The organism is Streptomyces sp. NPDC057565 (assembly GCF_042801455.1).
Classification (GTDB): domain Bacteria; phylum Actinomycetota; class Actinomycetes; order Streptomycetales; family Streptomycetaceae; genus Streptomyces; species Streptomyces yanii.
The window spans coordinates 1-15861 of record NZ_JBHVFU010000015.1 but is presented as its reverse complement, the minus strand read 5'-3'; the positions used below and the strand labels follow the sequence as shown (position 1 = coordinate 15861).

Genomic DNA, 15861 nt, shown 5'->3' with positions numbered 1-15861 from the left:
CAGCGAATCCGTGATGCAGTTCCTTCTCGCGTTCATCGTCGTCGGCCCGCTCATCGGCGCCGTCGCCGCTCTCCTGCCCGCCCCGCCCGGGCTGAAGGGAAAGAGCCCCGACCAGGCCGTGCTCCGCCACGGCGTGACCGTCACCGGCGCGATCCTCATCGCAGCGATCGTCCTGGCCCTTGGCTTCGACCACGACCACCCGTCGAAAATGCAGGCCACCACCGACATCAGCTGGATTCCGGCGCTCGACGTCCGCATCCACCTCGGCATCGACGGCATCTCGCTCCCCCTCCTCGTACTGACCGCGCTGCTGACCTTCCTCTGCGCGCTCTACAGCTACTTCAAAATGCCCGAGGGCCCCTCCCCGAAGGCCTTCGTCGCACTCGTCCTCGTCCTCGAGTCGGGCACCCTCGCGACCTTCGCCGTCCTCGACCTGCTGCTGTTCTTCCTGGCATTCGAGATGGTCCTCATCCCGATGTACTTCCTCATCGCCCGCTGGGGTGGCGCACAGAAGCAGGCCGCCGCCTGGAAGTTCATCCTCTACACACTGCTCGGCTCAGTGATCATGCTGTTGGGCCTGCTCCTCATCGGACTGCGGAGCGGCACCTTCGACATGGTGGCACTCGCCACTGACAACGGCCGTGGGCTCACCTCGTCCGTGCAGGTCATCGCCGTTCTCGCCATCGGTGTCGGACTCGCCGTCAAGACCCCGATGTGGCCGCTGCACAGTTGGCTCCCGGACGCCCACACCGCCGCCCCGACCGTCGGCTCGGTGCTCCTCGCGGGCGTCCTGCTGAAGATGGGCACGTACGGATTCGTCCGCATCCTGCTCCCCATCACCCCCGACGGGATGCAGACCTTCGCGCCCTACCTCGCCGCTTTCGCCGTCGTCGGCATCATCTACGGATCGCTCGCCTGCCTCGCGCTCGCCCGCCCCGGCTCCAAGGGCGACCTCAAGCGCCTGATCGCGTACTCCTCCGTCGGCCACATGGGCTTCGTACTCCTCGGCATCGCGAGCATGACCCCCACCGGTGTCAACGGCGCGCTCTTCGCCAACATCGCCCACGGCCTCATCACCGGCCTGCTGTTCTTCCTGGTCGGCGCAGTCAAGGACCGCTACGGCACCGCCGACCTCGACACCCTCTCCGGCGCCACCGGGGCCGCCCTCTACGGCCGTGCCCCCCGCCTCGGCGGTCTCCTCGCCTTCGCCGCCGTCGCCTCGCTCGGCCTGCCCGGCCTCGCCGGATTCTGGGGCGAGATGCTCGCCCTGTTCGGCGCCTTCGACCCGGCCGACGGCCTCAGCCGCCCCGCCTTCCTCACCTTCATGTCGATCGGCGCGTTCGGCACCCTGCTCACCGCCGCGTACATGCTCATCGTCGTACGCCGCGTCTGCATGGGCGAGAAGCGCGAGGAACCGCACCGCATGGCCGACATCCAGACGTACGAATTCGCCGCCTGGACCCCGCTCGCGGCCCTCACCGTCCTCGCCGGCCTGTGGCCCGCCGTCCTCCTCGGCCTCACCGACCCGGCCGTGCAGAAGCTCCTCGCAGGAGGCAAGTCGTGACCACAGCGGCCGAGACCACCAGCCTCGTCCAGTCCGTCGACTGGCTCGCCATCGCGCCCCCCGTCATCGTCGCGACGGTCGCCCTGATCATCCTGGTCGCCGACCTCTTCCTCCCCCGGGAGCGCAAGCCGCTGCTCGGCTGGGCGACCGTCGCCGGACTCGTCGCCGCGCTCGCCTTCCTCGTCCCGCTGCGCGACGGCGACCACTCCACCTTCTGCCTCACCACCAGCACCGGCACCACCACGGCCTGCAGCTACACAGCCGACCACTTCGCCCTGGTCATCCAGTTCCTCGTCCTCGGCGGCGCCCTTCTCACCGCGCTGCTCTCCCTCGGCGACACCCGCAAGCTGCCCGCGGGCGAGTTCTGGTTCCTGCTGCTGTCCTCCGCGGCCGGCGCCGCACTCCTGCCCGCCGCCCGCGACCTCGCCACCCTCGTCGTCGCCCTCGAAGTCGCCTCGCTGCCCGCCTTCGCCCTCGTCGGCATCAAGCGCGGCGACCGGCGCTCCTCCGAGGCAGCCCTGAAGTTCTTCCTCTCCTCAGTCGTCGCCACCGCCGTCACGCTCCTCGGCGTCAGCTTCGTGTACGCCGCAACCGGCACCCTCCACCTCACGGAACTCGCCACCCGCCTCGACGACGTCCCCGGCCGGCTCGACACCCTCGCCCAGGCGGGCGTCGCCCTCACCCTCGTCGGCTTCGCCTTCAAGACAGCCGCCGCACCCTTCCACTTCTGGGTCCCCGACACCTACGTCGGCGCCCCGCTCCCCGTCGCCGCCTACCTCTCGGTCGTCGGCAAAGCAGTCGGCTTCTCCGGGCTCATCCTCGTCACCGTGATCGGATTCCCGTCGTACGCCGACGTCTGGGGCCCCGCACTCGCCGTCGTCGCCGCACTCACCATGACCATCGGCAATGTCGCCGCGCTCCGCCAGACCGCCACCCGCGCCCGCAGCGCCGTACGCCTGCTCGCCTGGTCGTCCGTCGCCCAGGCCGGCTACCTCCTGGTGCCGATCGCCTCCGCCGCGTACTCCGGCGACGACCAGATCGGCTCCACCGTCGCGTACGCCCTCATGTACGCCGTCGTGAACCTCGGCGCCTTCGCGGTGGCCGCCCTCGTCTCCCGCACAAGCCCGGACAACCGTCTCTCCGACTACCGCGGCCTGTACGCCACCCGCCCCCTCGCCGCCCTCGCCATGGCCTTCTTCCTGCTCTGCCTCGCCGGACTGCCGCCCGGCATCGTCGGCCTCTTCGCCAAGGTCACGGTCTTCTCCGCCGCCGTCGACGCAGGCCTCGGCTGGCTCGCGGTCGTCATGGCCGTCAACGTCGTGATCGCGCTCTACTACTACCTCCAGTGGACGGCGGCGCTCTTCCGCGGACCGGAAGAGCCCGAGGCCGCGGCGGCCCCGGCAGGCGAAGCGGGCACGACACCCACCCTGCGCGTGACCGCACCGACGTCCCTCACCGCCGCGATCGCCCTCACCGCCGCCGTCGGCATCGTGCTCTCCGGAGCCCCGCAGCTGGTGCTCAGGTTCGCCGCGGTCAATCTCTTCTGACCACGCACCGACCGCCCAAGATCGGCTTGCCCCGGCCGGGCCGCACAGGGCAGGGTCATGCCCGCACACCACGCATACGTACACACAAAAGAGGAGCCAGGGCAGTGCTCAACGGGTTCAAGGACTTCATCCTGCGCGGAAACGTGATCTCCATGGCGATCGGGCTCGCCGTCGGAGCCGCGTTCACCGCAGTCGTCACAGGATTCAGCAACGCATTCATCGTGCCGCTGATCGGAGTCATCACCCGAGGCACCGGAGACTTCAGCAGGGCCACCTTCCAGGTCGAGGGCGTGAAGTTCCCCTACGGACTGTTCGTCAGCGCCTCCATCGCCTTCCTGATCACCGCCGCCGTTCTCTACTTCTGCGTCGTCGTCCCCATGACGAAGGTCCAGAACCGCTTCACGGCCAAGGTCGAGGAGAAGGTCGACATCAAGGCCGCCCTGCGCGACTGCCCCCGCTGTTACACGGCCATCCCGGCCATCGCCTCCCGCTGCGCCCACTGCACCAGCGAGATCAAGCCCGACCCCGAGGCCCTCGCACTCGCCGGACTCCCCGCCCAGCGCTGACCCAATCCTGGCGACCGCCCTCACCGACACCCGTACGGCCCAGTGCCTGCTCCGGCACGAACAGCCGGACAGGCCCTGCCCTCCGGCCGCACGCACAAGGGAACTAGCTCTTCTCGCCTGGCGTTGACCAGTACGGGAGGCTCCACTGGGGAGTGGAGCACCACCCAGCAAGGGTTCCCCTGCTGCACCACTTGGAGGGCGTACCGTGCACCGCCGGCACAACGGGCTGAGAACCGCCGTACTCCTCGGGGGCCTGTCCGCACTCATCATCGTCATCGGCAGTTTCTTCGGACGTACAGGCCTGATCGTCGCGCTCCTCGTAGCCGTCGGCACCAACGCCTACGCCTACTGGAACAGCGACAAACTCGCACTACGGGCCATGCGGGCCCGCCCGGTCAGCGAATTCGAGGCGCCACAGCTCTACCGCATGGTCCGCGAACTCTCCACCACGGCCCGCCAGCCCATGCCACGGCTCTACATCTCCCCGACCCAGGCACCCAACGCCTTCGCCACCGGCCGCAACCCGCGCAACGCAGCAGTGTGCTGCACCGAAGGCATCCTGCAGATCCTGGACGAACGCGAACTGCGAGGCGTCCTCGGCCACGAACTCAGCCATGTCTACAACCGCGACATCCTGATCTCGTCAGTCGCCGGAGCACTCGCCTCCGTCGTCATGTTCCTGGTCAACTTCGCATGGCTGATCCCGGTCGGCCGGTCCAACGACGACGAAGGCCCCGGCATCCTCGGCATGCTGCTGATCATGATCCTCGGCCCGCTCGCCGCCAGCGTCATCCAACTCGCCGTCAGCCGCTCCCGCGAATACGAGGCGGACGCCTCGGGCGCCCAACTGACCGGCGACCCCCTGGCCCTCGCCAGCGCCCTGCGCAAACTGGACGCCGGAACAAAACAGCTGCCCCTGCCCCCCGAGCCGAAGATCGAGACCGCGAGTCACATGATGATCGCGAACCCCTTCCGCCCCGGCCAGGGCATGTCCAAGATGTTCTCCACGCACCCACCGATGGCGGAGCGCATTGCCCGACTTGAGCAGATGGCAGGTCATCGCCCATGAAGACAATCCTGAACGTCATATGGCTGGTCCTGTGCGGATTCTGGATGTTCCTCGGCTACCTGGTCGCCGGCGTCCTGCTGTGCATCACCATCATCGGCATCCCCTTCGGCCTCGCGGCCTTCCGCATCGGCATCTACGCACTGTGGCCCTTCGGCTACACCGTCGTCGACCGCCGCGACGCCGGCGCACCCTCCTGCGTGGGCAACGTCCTCTGGCTGATCCTCGCCGGCTGGTGGCTGGCCCTCGGCCACATCACCACCGGAATCGCCCTCTGCCTCACGATCATCGGCATCCCGCTCGGCATCGCGAACTTCAAGATGCTCCCGGTCTCCCTCATGCCCTTCGGCAAGGAAATCGTCCGCACGGACCAGCCGTTCGCCACCCGGTAGGACGACAGCACGACCGGGAGGCGACGGGGAGCCGGGCAGCGCATCCGCCGAAACGGCCACGTCACGCAGACGGCATCGGGCCGCCCACCACCGATTGTCAGTGCCGTCCTCCACCATGAACCCATGAACGACACCGAGCAGTTGCCGGCAGCCGTGGAGAAGACAGCGCACACCACCCCACGCCGGGAGAAGTACCCCCTCCCGGCAGCTCTGTCCACCCAGGACATCGCCCAGGCGGAAGCGACCCTCGGCTTCGCAGTGGACTGCCGCACCGAGCGCACCACCGTCCTGCTCCTCGAACCGAACGCCGACGAACCGCAGCACGCCTGGTACATCGACCAGCCCGATCTCGCCACCTGGCTGCGCACATGGCTGGACGGAGCGGGCTGGTACGGGGAGGACGCCGACGACGAAGCAATGGACCATCTGCAGCCCTGGCCGGACTACAACATCCGCATATGAACAGGCTGTGACCTGCCGCTCATCCCGCTCAACCGGCAACCGTCCAGGCCCACCCGACGTCTTGGGTTCCACAACCAAGCGAAGGGTAGGTTCGGCAGCATGACCATTATCGGTTGGATCATTCTCGGACTGCTTGCCGGAGTCATTGCCAAGGTGCTGCTCCCGGGCCGCGACCCCGGCGGGCTGGTCGGCACCACCCTCATCGGAGTCGCCGGCGCCTTCATCGGTGGCTGGATCTCCTCACGCTTCCTCGACCACCCCATATCCAAGGACTTCTACGACACCGGGACATGGATCGCGGCCATCGGCGGCTCACTGGTCCTGCTCATCGTCTACCGGCTGCTCTTCGGGAACTCCCGGGACCGCCACTGACATCCCCGTCCGCGCCTCAGACGCCCCACCCGGTCTCGCGCAGGGTCAGATTGAGCCGGCCTCTGCTCATGCCCGTCGCGGGATCGGCCGTCCCCGGACAGACCTTCGGCACACCGTGGAACGCGAAACGTGACTCCCCACCGAAGACGAACAGGTCACCGGAAGCCAACTCCACATCCGTATAAGGCCGTCCACGGTTCTCCGTGTTGCCGAAGCGGAAGACACACGTATCGCCGATGCTGAGCGAGACCACCGGCGCACCGGACCGCTCCTCCTTGTCCTGGTGCATGCCCATCCTCGCCGCGCCGTCATAAAAATTGATCAGCGCGGTGTCCGGCGCGTACGTCCCGACCGGACTCTCCTCCCCGTACGCCTCGACCAGCGCCGCCCGCCCCAACTCCGCCAGCCAGTCCGGGAAATCGGCGACCCGCGCCCCGTTCACATCATCCGCGGTCCGCGAATACCGGTACGGCTGCCAGTGCCACCCCACACAGACCGTCCGGACGGACATCACCCCGCCGCCCGGCAACACCGTGTGCCGCAGCGGCACCGGCCCCCGCGCCCACTCCCGGCAGGCTTCGACCAGCGCCCGCTGGCGCTCCACCGGCAGCCACTCCGGCACATGCACGGCACCCGGCGCCACGACAGCCCGCGGCCTCGGGAAGAGACCCGCCATTTCGCCCACCGCCCATCCGTACACAGCCGCTCAGCGTGCAACCGCCCCGCACGCAGGCCGCTCAGCGCGCCGCCAGAGCGCCTTCCAGCCCCAGAAGGTGCTCCTTGCGCTCCAGCCCGCCCGCGTAACCCCGCAGGGCCCCGTCCGCCCCGATCACCCGGTGGCACGGGCGCACGATCAGCAGCGGATTGCGGCCGATCGCGGTCCCCACGGCCCGCACACCCGCCCCGGGTGCGCCGATCCGTTCGGCGATCTGCCCGTAGGACACCGTCTCCCCGTACGGGACGGTGTCCAGCGCGTTCCACACCCGCCGCTGGAACTCCGTGCCCCGACCCTCCGCGTACGCGATGTCGAAGCGGGTCAGCCGCCCCTCGAAATACGCCCTCAGCTGTGCGGCGATCCCGGCGAAGGCCCCCGGCGCGTGGATCCACCCGTCCTGGACGACCTCGGCGCCCTTCTGGCCCGGCAGGGAGAGCGAGGCGAGCGCCACACCGCCGGCGGCGGCTGATGATTCCTCGCCGACCAGCAGCAGCTCACCCAGCGGGCTGTCGACGGTCGCGTACATGGTCATGGCCGGTCCCTCTCTTCTCCGTACAGGGCGACGAATCACCCGAATCGCCGCTCCATACGGACAAGTCTGCGACCGCCCGCCACTTGCGACCGGCGGTATTCGGACATCACGTCCGGTAGGTGCGAGGCGGGCCGGTGCATACCTCCCGGCCTGCCCCACCCGCGCCCGGACGGACGACCGAAAGACGGACCTACCGGTAGTTCACGAACTGCACCGCGAAGTCGAAGTCCTGGCCCTTCAGCAGCGCCTGGACGGCCTGCAGATCGTCCCGGCTCTTCGAGCTGACCCGCAGCTCGTCGCCCTGGACCTGCGCCTTGACGCCCTTCGGACCCTCATCGCGAATGATCTTCGCCACCTTCTTGGCGTTCTCCTGGGAGATGCCTTCCTCGATCGTGGCGAAGATCTTGTACTCCTTGCCGGACAGCTGCGGCTCGCCCGCGTCCAGCGACTTGAGCGAGATGCCCCGCTTGATCAGCTTGGACTGGAAGATGTCGAGGATCGCCTTGACCCGCTCCTCGCCGTTCGCCTCCATCAGGATCTTCTCGCCGGACCAGGAGATCGAGGCGCCCGTGCCCTTGAAGTCGTAGCGCTGCGAGATCTCCTTGGCGGCCTGGTTGAGGGCGTTGTCGACCTCCTGCCGCTCGACCTTCGAGACGATGTCGAAACTGGAGTCGGCCATGACGTGTGGCTCCTTGCGTCGAATGCTTGTGGGGTACGACGTAAAGCCTAGCCATCGCCCACCGCCACGAGCACTGATCAATCAGGTGGCGGAGCACCCCACGTCATCAGGTATCGTTTACGTCGTCGCCAAGGAGCCCCGCTCAACGGAGTTCCAACGCGTCGTTCGAGGCGGTGTGCCCGAGTGGCCAAAGGGAGCAGACTGTAAATCTGCCGGCTCAGCCTACCCAGGTTCGAACCCTGGCGCCGCCACACGAACGAAAGGGTCTGTGGCCAGCGGAAACGCTGGTCACAGACCCTTTCACTTTGGGTGGGCTCGAAAGCTCGTTATGGGGCCTTTGTCTCACCTTGTCGCGTCAGATCTCGCGTGGTGACCAGCTTGTGTGGGGCAGGCGTGGGGCAGCGTTCAGCGGGCTGCCTTCCGCCCCGCAGCGTCGCTTCGATCCGGTCGTTCGCCGTCGCCGCGGCATCATCCGGACACGTGGCGCAGACGCGGAACAGTACGGCCACGCTGTGGCCGGCGCGCTGCGCTACCACCAGAGGTTCCACGCCGGAACTGAGCCAGGTCGAGACTGCCGCGTGACGCAGGTCATAGGGGCGCTTGGCCGGCGAGGAACTCCGCTGGGCAGGCGTCAGGGCCCGCAAGCGGGCTTCTGCCCATACCTCGCCGTACCCGGTGTCCTGGATCAGCCCGCCGCGCTGGGTGCGGAAAGAGCCGACCGTCGGGGGCCACTCCGTAGGCGACGATGTGTCAGCGGCTGCTGGTGGCCACGGCGCCGTTACGGGCCAGGACTTCGGAACGCCCCTGGCCGCTCCAGTCGCCGTACCGGCCCCCTCGCACGGCGACCGCTTCCTGCGCTCCCAGCAGTTGCGTAGCACCGTACGCGGCGGCGATCGCGGCCGCGGCCCCCGCTCCCAGTACAGCGCGGCGGTTCGGTTCGCGGGGTGCGTGTTCGTCCTGGAGATCGGGGTGTTCGTCCACTGCCGCAGCGATGGTCCCTCCTGAGAGGAAGCGCGAGACGGGAGAGTTCTACCCCAACACCTGTACAGCTACAAGGAATTCAGGCGGACCAGGCCATCCCGGCGGACGCTTCCGCATCCCAAGCAGCGCTCAGGACGCGCCGTGGACACGGACCGCAGGCAGAGAGTGATCGTGGTGGCGGGGGCGACAGGCGGTCGGGTGAACGGCGGGCGGGTCACGACGTGCTGTTCGTCGGGGACGCAGTGGGTCATGGCCAGGCCCTGTCGGTGCCCCCTGCGGGTGCCCGGCGATGGACCTTCCCGCACACGTCACGCTCCTCCTCGCCCGCCGGGCGGCTGGTCCTGGATGTCTTGCGCGACGAACTACGGCGCCGGACACGGTCCGTTGGGGCCTTCCGGCGACCCGAGCACTATTGACCGCGCCATTGACCGCCGACGAGCAGATCCATAGCATCAGGCCCGTTGCTGTGCGGATTCAGTTGCGAACGACCCGCATGACGCTTGGATCCGCACATTCTCCGAGGGTGTTGGGGGCGAGCCAGTTGAGCGACTTCACCGACGACGAGCTGGGCATGAACCGGAAGATCCGCCGTCGCGACTTCCTGGACGGCGTCGCCCTGGGCGTGGGCGCGCTGGTGGCGGGGGGCATCGCGGGCAGCGCGGCGGCGGGGCCGGCCTCGGCCGCCGAGGCCCCGAGGGCCGATGCACGCTACTACCCGCCGACTTGGCAAGGCCTGCGCGGGTACACCGACGCCGCCATGAAGGTGCCGCACGCCCTGCGAGACGGAACCTTCTGGGACGACGCGCCGGAGCCCCGCGACACCCATGAGAAGTACGACCTCGTCGTCGTGGGCGGCGGCATCAGCGGGCTCTCGGCTGCGCGCTACTACCAGATGGAGTTCGGCAAGAACTGCAAAATCCTCGTGCTCGATGCGATGGACGACATCGGCGGGCACGCGCGGCGCAACGAGTTCCGCACCACCGCTCGAACACTGCTGAGCTACGGCGGGTCGCAATCGCTGGAGTCGCCCTCGACGTACGCGCCGCCCGCCCGACAACTGCTCACCGACATCGGGATCCGCGTCGAGCGGTTCGAGAAGTACTTCGACTCCGGCTTCGACGCGCGCCACGGCCTGGGGCGTGGCCTGTTCTTCGACAAGGAGTCCTGGGGCAAGGACCACCTGGTCACCTGGCAGGGCGGCACGCCGTACTCGACGATCCTCGAGGGCGCGCCGATGGCGGCCCAAGCCAAGGCCGACCTCGCCGCCATCTACGACGCCCCCCGGGACTGGATGCCCGGGCTCTCCGACCAGCAGAAGAAGGACAAGCTCGCCGACATCACCTACCTCGACTACCTGCGCGACTACGTCAAGGCACACCCCGACGCCCAGAAGTTCCTGCAGACCACGCCGAACGGCAACTGGGGCTATGGCGCCGACGCCGTCGGCGCGCTCGACGCGTCGATCGAGTTCGCCGGATTCGACGGGCTCGGCCTCGACTGGGACGGTGGCCCTGATCCGCGGATCGCACCCACCGGCCACAAGGTGTGGACCTCGGAGGACGACTACATCTACCACTTCCCCGAGGGCAACGCAGGGGTCGTCTACTCGCTCGTGCGGAAGTTGATCCCGCATGCCATGCCGGGTCAGGGGATGGAGACCATCCCGACCAGCCGGATCCAGTACGGCGAGCTCGATCGGCGCCGCAACAACGTGCGGATCCGGCTGAACTCGCCGGCGGTGCGCGTCGTACACGAGGGCGACCCGGATTCCGCCCGCCAGGTGCAGGTCTCCTACGTGCGCAAGGACCGCTTGGAGACCGTCCGCGCCGAGCACGTCGTTCTCGCCTGCAACAACCAGATCATCCCGTTCCTGACCAGCGAGATCTCCCAGCGGCAGCGGGACGCCCTCAAGGACAGCCCGCGTCTTGCCCTCGTGTACACCAGCGTTCTGGTCCGCAACTGGAAGGCCTTGGACAACCTCAAGATTTCCGGCGTTCGGTTCCCGACCGGCTACTGGACGGGCGCCGAACTGGACTTCCCGGTCAGCATGGGTGGCTACCACTTCCCCGACAAGCCGAGCGAGTCGGCAATCCTGCATGTCTCTCGCGCGGCGTGCCGGCCCGGTCTCCCGCCCCGCCGGCAGGGCGCGGCGGGCCGGGGCGAGCTGATCAGGACGAGCTTCGCGGAGATGGAGCGCAATCTTCGCGACCAGCTGGCCCGCGCCCTCGGCCCGGGTGGCTTCGACCCGGCGCGCGACATCAAGGGCATCACGGTCAACCGCTGGGCCCACGCCTACGCCTACGAGTACGGCCGTCCCTGGGACACGTTCTGGCCCTACGGCGAGCTGCCGAGCCACGTCGCCCGCCAGACATGGGGGCGGGTTGCGATCGCGAACACCGACTCGGCCCCTCGTGCCTACGTCGACTCGGCGATGGACATGGCCTGGCGGGCGGTCCGCGACCTGGCGGGCAAGCCCAGCGACATCGTCTCCCGCGGTGTCGACGGCATCGCTTTCTGACGGAGCCCGAACCGGCCCGCCGACGTCACACGTCTGTGGGCCATTCGAGCCTGAGCATCTCGACGTGTGCGGGGGAAGCGCGGCCGGGCCCCGCAGTTGACGGCAGGCGGTGCAGCCCTGGGCGGAAAGTTGTCTTCCGCCGGGGGCTCGTCCGCGGTGAGCGCCGTCAGTGACGTCCGGTCCCGGTGGGCGTCGATCGTCGCCCGTCCGATGTCGGCGACGAGGCTGCTCAGCCGGCCCACCCGTTGCGTGAGTCGGCGCCCGCTCAGTTGCCCGCGACGTCCTTGATCGCCACCGTCAGCGGCACGTGCCCCGAGATCAGTTCCAGGGTCAGTCCCGCTGTCGCCGGGGTGTCCAGCAGTTCGACCAGCGTCGCCGCCACGTCGTCGCGCGGTACCGTTCCGCGCCCCGTCGAGGCTGCCAGCAGAACCTGTCCGTTGCCCGCGTCGTTGGTCAGCATTCCGGGGCGCAGGATCGTCCAGTCGAGTGCGGTCCTGGAGCGCACGTAGGCGTCGGCGGCGCCCTTGGCCCGCAGGTACACGTCGAAGACCTCGTCACCCGGGTGGTCCGGATCGGCGCCCATGGAGGAGACCACGATGTAGCGCCCTACGCCCGCCCGTTCCGCCGCGTCCGCGAACAGCACTGCCGCGCCGCGGTCCACCGTGTCCTTGCGGGCCGTACCGCTGTTCGGGCCCGCGCCGGCCGCGAAGACCATCGCGTCGGCGCCGCGCAGCACCTCGGCCACGTCCTCCACGGAGGCCGATTCGAGGTCCAGGACGACCGGTTCGGCGCCCGCCGACCGGAGGTCCTCGCCCTGTTCCGGGTTGCGGATGATGCCGACCGCTTCATCTCCGCGCGCAGCGAGCAGCCGCTCCAGCCGCAGCGCGATCTGACCATGTCCACCTGCGATGACAATGCGCATAGTCACGACCGTACGCCGCGGCGCGCCGCCCCGCTCAGGACCCGCCGCCCGGCCCGGGGTCGGGGCGGGTCTGGCGGGGCAGATCGAGTGCGACGACGGTCTCGGAATCGCAGTACTCACGGACCGCGCTGGTGCGGGCCACCACGCGTCCGCGGTGCACGACGATCCGGCTGTACGCGAGTGAGAGCGCGCCGGAGAGCTGTTCGCCCCGAACGGCGAGGAGTTCGGCGGGGAAGCCTGCCTCGACGCGGATCTCGGGCAGTCCCATGGCCTTTCTGGCGGCCGTGGAGACGGCGTCGTATGCGTCCTCGGGGCGGAGGCCGCTCTGTGAGGCGAGCAGGTAGGCGGCCTCCAGCGGGTCTCCGCGGCCCACGGGGTTCGCGACGTCGCGCAGTGCCCCGCTGCCTGCCGCTACGCACACGCCGGCGGCGCGCAGCAGTCGTACGGGGGCGGTGCCCCTGCGTTCGGCGCCGCAGCAGCCGCCCTGGGGGAGGCAGATCACGGTCACGTCGGCGGCGGCGAGCCGGTCGGCGGTGCGGGTCGCGGTTTCCGGGGGGAGCCGGTCGAGGCCGGCGCACGGGCCTATGGAGACGCCGGGCCGGTGTCCGGCGGCCATGGCGGCGAGCCGGGCGAGGCGGGCGGGATCGTCGCCGTCCATGTGCAGGTCGACGGGGCAGTGGTGTTCGGCGGCGATCTCCAGGACGGCTTCGGTGTATCCGGCCGGGTCGGGGTCGAGCTCGGGGCAGCCGCCGATCACGCCGGCCCCTGTTTTCACCGCGTCGCGCAGCATGGCGAGGCTGTCGGCGCCTGCGATTCCGGTGAGCAGGCGGGGTACGGCGACCGGGGTCAGTTCGGTGAGTCCGCGCAGGGAGCGGCGCGCCTGGAGTACTGCTTCGAGGCCGGCGAGTCCGGTGACGTCCCCGATCCGTACGTGTGAGCGCAGGGCGGTGGCGCCGTGGCCGAGTTGCAGCAGGGCGGCTTCGGTGGCGCGGCGCTGGATGTCCTCGGGGTGGTGCGAGGCGGGTCCGGAGCTGTCGGGGCCGGTGCTGTCCGCGGTGAGTGCGGTGTCGCTGTGGGCGTGGGGTTCTGCGGGGGCGGGGAGCAGGAGGTAGCCGCGCAGGTCGATGCGGGGGCCGGGGGCGGTCAGGCTGCCCGTGGTGCCGACGGCCTCGATGCGGCCGCGGCCGAGCCGTACGTCGACGATGCGGCCGTCGGTGAGCCGGGCGCCGCACAGGATCAGGGCGTTGGCTTCGGCGGCGTCGGCGGCGTGGTCGTCGGGCTGCCGCGGCCGGCTGTCGGGCATCGCGCTCCTGGGAGGGGTACAAGATCACGCAGAGTGAGTCGAGCCTAGGGGCGTGTTCGTCCCGGTTCGAGGAGGAGGGAAATAGTCGTACCGGCGTGGCCTCGTGAGCTGTGCGCGGCGGGTGGGAGGAGCCGGTGCGGTGGCTGTTCCTGGGCCGGCCGGCCGTGGCTCACCTTGCTGGTCGGGTTGCCGGTCACCTTGCTGATCAGGCGGCGGTTCCGGCCGCCGGTCGGGCTCCCGGCCGGGTCGGCTGCCAGTCGTGGATCGGCGGTCGGTCGGGGGTTCGGGGCGGGGCCGGTCATGGCTGGGGCGGGGGGCTCCGAAACGGATTTGGGCGATCGGCGGAGGACCGTGTAATGTCTTCATCGCTCGCCCCAATAGCTCAGTCGGTAGAGCGTCTCCATGGTAAGGAGAAGGTCTACGGTTCGATTCCGTATTGGGGCTCTGGTGATCGGAGAACCCCGCCTCACGGCGGGGGGATCCGTCATCAAAGCGGTGTAGCTCAGTCGGTAGAGCAAGCGGCTCATAATCGCTGTGTCACCGGTTCAAGTCCGGTCACCGCTACTTACGGTAGCCGATTGTGGGGTCGGTCCTTCGATCGGCTACTCTTTTTTGCGTTCATCCGTTCATCCGTCCGTCCAAGGAGCACTCACGTGGCTGCCACCGACGTCCGCCCGAAGATCACGCTGGCCTGCGTGGAGTGCAAGGAGCGGAACTACATCACCAAGAAGAACCGGCGTAACAACCCGGACCGTCTTGAGATGAAGAAGCACTGCCCGCGCTGCAACTCGCACACTGCGCACCGCGAAACGCGCTGAATCAGGCTCGTACACGAGGCCGTCCCCACTGGGGGCGGCCTCGTGTCGTTGTATAGGACTGTCCCGTACAGGGTTGTTCATCGGCCTTTTCGTCTTTCATCAGGAGGTAGCGAGCCCATGGCGCTCGACCAGTCCTTCGTCGGGCGGACCTATCCGCCCACCGCGCCGTACGAGGTCGGCCGGGAGAAGATCCGTGAGTTCGCCGAGGCGGTGGGGGACACCAATCCCGCGTACGTCGATCCGGCGGCCGCCCGGGCGCTCGGACATTCCGATGTGATCGCGCCGCCCACTTTCGTCTTCTCGATCACTTTCAAGGCTGCGGGGCAGGTGGTGCAGGACCCGCAGCTGGGCCTGGACTACAGCCGTGTGGTGCATGGTGACCAGAAGTTCGTATATGTGCGTCCGGTGCGGGCGGGGGACCGGCTGACGGTCACTTCGACGATCGAGAGCGTCAAGTCCATGGCGGGCAACGACATTCTCGACATCCGTGGTGAGGTCCATGACGAGGCCGGCGAGCATGTCGTGACCGCGTGGACGAAGCTGGTGGCGCGCGCCGCCGAGGAGGCGTGATGACGGCGAAGGTGAGTTACGCATCGGTCGAGGTCGGTACGGAGTTGCCGGCGCAGTCCTTCCGGGTGACCCGCGCGACGCTCGTGCAGTACGCGGGCGCCTCCGGTGACTTCAACCCGATCCACTGGAACGAGAAGTTCGCCCTCGAGGTCGGGCTGCCGGATGTGATCGCGCACGGCATGTTCACCATGGCCGAGGCGGTCCGGGTGGTCACCGACTGGACCGGTGACCCGGGTGCGGTCGTCGAGTACGGGGTGCGGTTCACCAAGCCGGTCGTCGTGCCGAACGACGACAAGGGTGCGCTGATCGAGGTCAGTGCCAAGGTGGCGGCCCTGCTGGACGACAACCAGGTGCGGGTGGACCTGACGGCGATGAGCGAGGGCAAGAAGGTGCTGGGGATGTCCCGCGCCGTTGTGCGGCTCGCCTGAGCCGTTGTCGAGCCACGTTCATGAGTGAGGGGCACTCCCTGCCGGGAGTGCCCCTCACCCGTGCTCGCGCGGCCCTCGCGTCACGGCACGCTCCTCGTCGGCGGAGGTCTCTTCGGCATCGTCCACGGGCCGGCCCTCTTCGCCATGGGTCGCGGTGCTCGCCTCGGTCTTCTCCGCGCAGGGCGGCTCCGCGCAGTCCTTCACGGACGGGACCGTCCCGGCGGTCTGGATCGGGGCCGGTTTCGCCGCGCTCGTGGCACTGCTGATCCCGGGCCGCCTCCTCGCGCCGGCGGCGGAGCCGGAGCCGGCCGTGGAGCGGGCCGCCGTCGCCGCCTAATGGGAGCTACGGAACCGGGGAATGCTCGGTTCCGTAGCCGCCAGCAGGTGAGCACTTTCGTTGCCGGAACTTCGAGTTCTGGGATCAGA

18 protein-coding genes, 3 tRNA genes and 1 pseudogene are annotated in these 15861 nt (G+C 69.0%); 15 read left to right on the top strand and 7 right to left on the bottom strand.

The annotated features are described in order from the left end of the window. Window positions 1-13: 13 nt before the first annotated feature. The 7 genes from ACFU8W_RS25125 to ACFU8W_RS25095 all read left to right on the top strand — a co-directional run bounded on the left by ACFU8W_RS25125 (window position 14) and on the right by ACFU8W_RS25095 (window position 5969). Window positions 14-1564: a NuoM family protein gene (locus ACFU8W_RS25125; protein WP_384041569.1), complete on the top strand. Its 1551-nt coding sequence runs from the start codon at window positions 14-16 to the stop codon at window positions 1562-1564. Continuing rightward, a complete protein-coding gene (locus ACFU8W_RS25120) occupies window positions 1561-3111 on the top strand; it encodes an NADH-quinone oxidoreductase subunit N (RefSeq protein ID WP_384041219.1) in 1551 nt (516 codons plus the stop codon). The genes ACFU8W_RS25125 and ACFU8W_RS25120 overlap by 4 nt, the downstream gene beginning before the upstream one ends. 104 nt (window positions 3112-3215) lie before the next feature. Continuing rightward, window positions 3216-3677, top strand: coding sequence for a large conductance mechanosensitive channel protein MscL (gene mscL, locus ACFU8W_RS25115; protein WP_345514930.1), 462 nt, complete (start codon window positions 3216-3218; stop codon window positions 3675-3677). 205 nt (window positions 3678-3882) lie between these two features. After that, window positions 3883-4746: a zinc metalloprotease HtpX gene (gene htpX, locus ACFU8W_RS25110; protein WP_345514931.1), complete on the top strand. Its 864-nt coding sequence runs from the start codon at window positions 3883-3885 to the stop codon at window positions 4744-4746. After that, the gene (locus tag ACFU8W_RS25105; protein WP_266982651.1) at window positions 4743-5135 is read left to right on the top strand and encodes a YccF domain-containing protein; all 393 of its coding nucleotides are present in this window, start codon (window positions 4743-4745) and stop codon (window positions 5133-5135) included. The genes htpX and ACFU8W_RS25105 overlap by 4 nt, the downstream gene beginning before the upstream one ends. 123 nt (window positions 5136-5258) lie before the next feature. Beyond that, window positions 5259-5597 carry a hypothetical protein gene (locus tag ACFU8W_RS25100; RefSeq protein ID WP_384041214.1) on the top strand — a complete coding sequence of 113 codons (339 nt, stop codon included), beginning with the start codon at window positions 5259-5261 and terminating at the stop codon, window positions 5595-5597. Window positions 5598-5696: 99 nt separating this feature from the next. Further along, entirely contained in the window at window positions 5697-5969 is a 273-nt protein-coding gene (locus ACFU8W_RS25095; RefSeq protein ID WP_384041211.1) for a GlsB/YeaQ/YmgE family stress response membrane protein, read from the top strand. A 16-nt stretch (window positions 5970-5985) separates the two neighbouring features. Here ACFU8W_RS25095 and ACFU8W_RS25090 read toward each other — a convergent pair whose 3' ends face one another. From ACFU8W_RS25090 to ACFU8W_RS25080, 3 genes are all read right to left on the bottom strand, one after another. Next, window positions 5986-6645 carry an alpha-ketoglutarate-dependent dioxygenase AlkB family protein gene (locus ACFU8W_RS25090; protein ID WP_384041566.1) on the bottom strand — a complete coding sequence of 220 codons (660 nt, stop codon included), beginning with the start codon at window positions 6643-6645 and terminating at the stop codon, window positions 5986-5988. Window positions 6646-6706: 61 nt separating this feature from the next. Continuing rightward, entirely contained in the window at window positions 6707-7216 is a 510-nt protein-coding gene (locus ACFU8W_RS25085; protein WP_384041208.1) for a methylated-DNA--[protein]-cysteine S-methyltransferase, read from the bottom strand. A gap of 190 nt (window positions 7217-7406) precedes the next feature. After that, window positions 7407-7895, bottom strand: coding sequence for a YajQ family cyclic di-GMP-binding protein (locus ACFU8W_RS25080; protein WP_030926258.1), 489 nt, complete (start codon window positions 7893-7895; stop codon window positions 7407-7409). 169 nt (window positions 7896-8064) lie between these two features. On the opposite strand from ACFU8W_RS25080, the gene ACFU8W_RS25075 reads away from it, so the two are divergent. Then, window positions 8065-8146, top strand: a tRNA-Tyr gene (locus tag ACFU8W_RS25075). Between the two features lie 75 nt (window positions 8147-8221). Here ACFU8W_RS25075 and ACFU8W_RS25070 read toward each other — a convergent pair. Together ACFU8W_RS25070 and ACFU8W_RS25065 are read right to left on the bottom strand one after the other, a co-directional pair. Then, window positions 8222-8645 (bottom strand): annotated as a pseudogene (locus ACFU8W_RS25070) (hypothetical protein); the annotation flags it as partial. After that, on the bottom strand, window positions 8646-8876 hold the full coding sequence (locus ACFU8W_RS25065; protein WP_384041205.1) for a hypothetical protein: 231 nt from the start codon (window positions 8874-8876) through the stop codon (window positions 8646-8648). Window positions 8877-9399: 523 nt separating this feature from the next. On the opposite strand from ACFU8W_RS25065, the gene ACFU8W_RS25060 reads away from it, so the two are divergent. Next, window positions 9400-11394 carry an NAD(P)-binding protein gene (locus tag ACFU8W_RS25060; RefSeq protein ID WP_384041202.1) on the top strand — a complete coding sequence of 665 codons (1995 nt, stop codon included), beginning with the start codon at window positions 9400-9402 and terminating at the stop codon, window positions 11392-11394. Window positions 11395-11659: 265 nt separating this feature from the next. On the opposite strand, the gene ACFU8W_RS25055 is transcribed toward ACFU8W_RS25060, so the two are convergent. Then, window positions 11660-12316 (bottom strand): SDR family oxidoreductase, encoded by a 657-nt coding sequence (locus ACFU8W_RS25055; RefSeq protein WP_384041199.1) that lies wholly within the window; start codon window positions 12314-12316, stop codon window positions 11660-11662. A 34-nt stretch (window positions 12317-12350) separates the two neighbouring features. Further along, window positions 12351-13619, bottom strand: coding sequence for an amidohydrolase family protein (locus ACFU8W_RS25050; protein WP_384041196.1), 1269 nt, complete (start codon window positions 13617-13619; stop codon window positions 12351-12353). Between the two features lie 371 nt (window positions 13620-13990). Here ACFU8W_RS25050 and ACFU8W_RS25045 point away from each other — a divergent pair. The 6 genes from ACFU8W_RS25045 to ACFU8W_RS25020 all read left to right on the top strand — a co-directional run bounded on the left by ACFU8W_RS25045 (window position 13991) and on the right by ACFU8W_RS25020 (window position 15772). Continuing rightward, a tRNA-Thr gene (locus ACFU8W_RS25045) sits at window positions 13991-14063 on the top strand. Window positions 14064-14110: 47 nt separating this feature from the next. Further along, a tRNA-Met gene (locus tag ACFU8W_RS25040) sits at window positions 14111-14183 on the top strand. Between the two features lie 89 nt (window positions 14184-14272). Next, complete coding sequence (gene rpmG / locus ACFU8W_RS25035) at window positions 14273-14437, top strand: 50S ribosomal protein L33 (RefSeq protein WP_003956487.1); 165 nt, start codon at window positions 14273-14275, stop codon at window positions 14435-14437. A 117-nt stretch (window positions 14438-14554) separates the two neighbouring features. Next, on the top strand, window positions 14555-15007 hold the full coding sequence (locus ACFU8W_RS25030) for a MaoC family dehydratase N-terminal domain-containing protein (RefSeq protein ID WP_345514940.1): 453 nt from the start codon (window positions 14555-14557) through the stop codon (window positions 15005-15007). Beyond that, window positions 15007-15435, top strand: a complete 429-nt coding sequence (locus ACFU8W_RS25025) for a MaoC family dehydratase (protein WP_345514941.1) — start codon at window positions 15007-15009, stop codon at window positions 15433-15435. Before ACFU8W_RS25030 ends, ACFU8W_RS25025 begins: the two co-directional genes overlap by 1 nt. A 154-nt stretch (window positions 15436-15589) precedes the next feature. Beyond that, window positions 15590-15772 (top strand): hypothetical protein, encoded by a 183-nt coding sequence (locus tag ACFU8W_RS25020; RefSeq protein WP_384041191.1) that lies wholly within the window; start codon window positions 15590-15592, stop codon window positions 15770-15772. The last annotated feature ends 89 nt before the right edge of the window (window positions 15773-15861 follow it).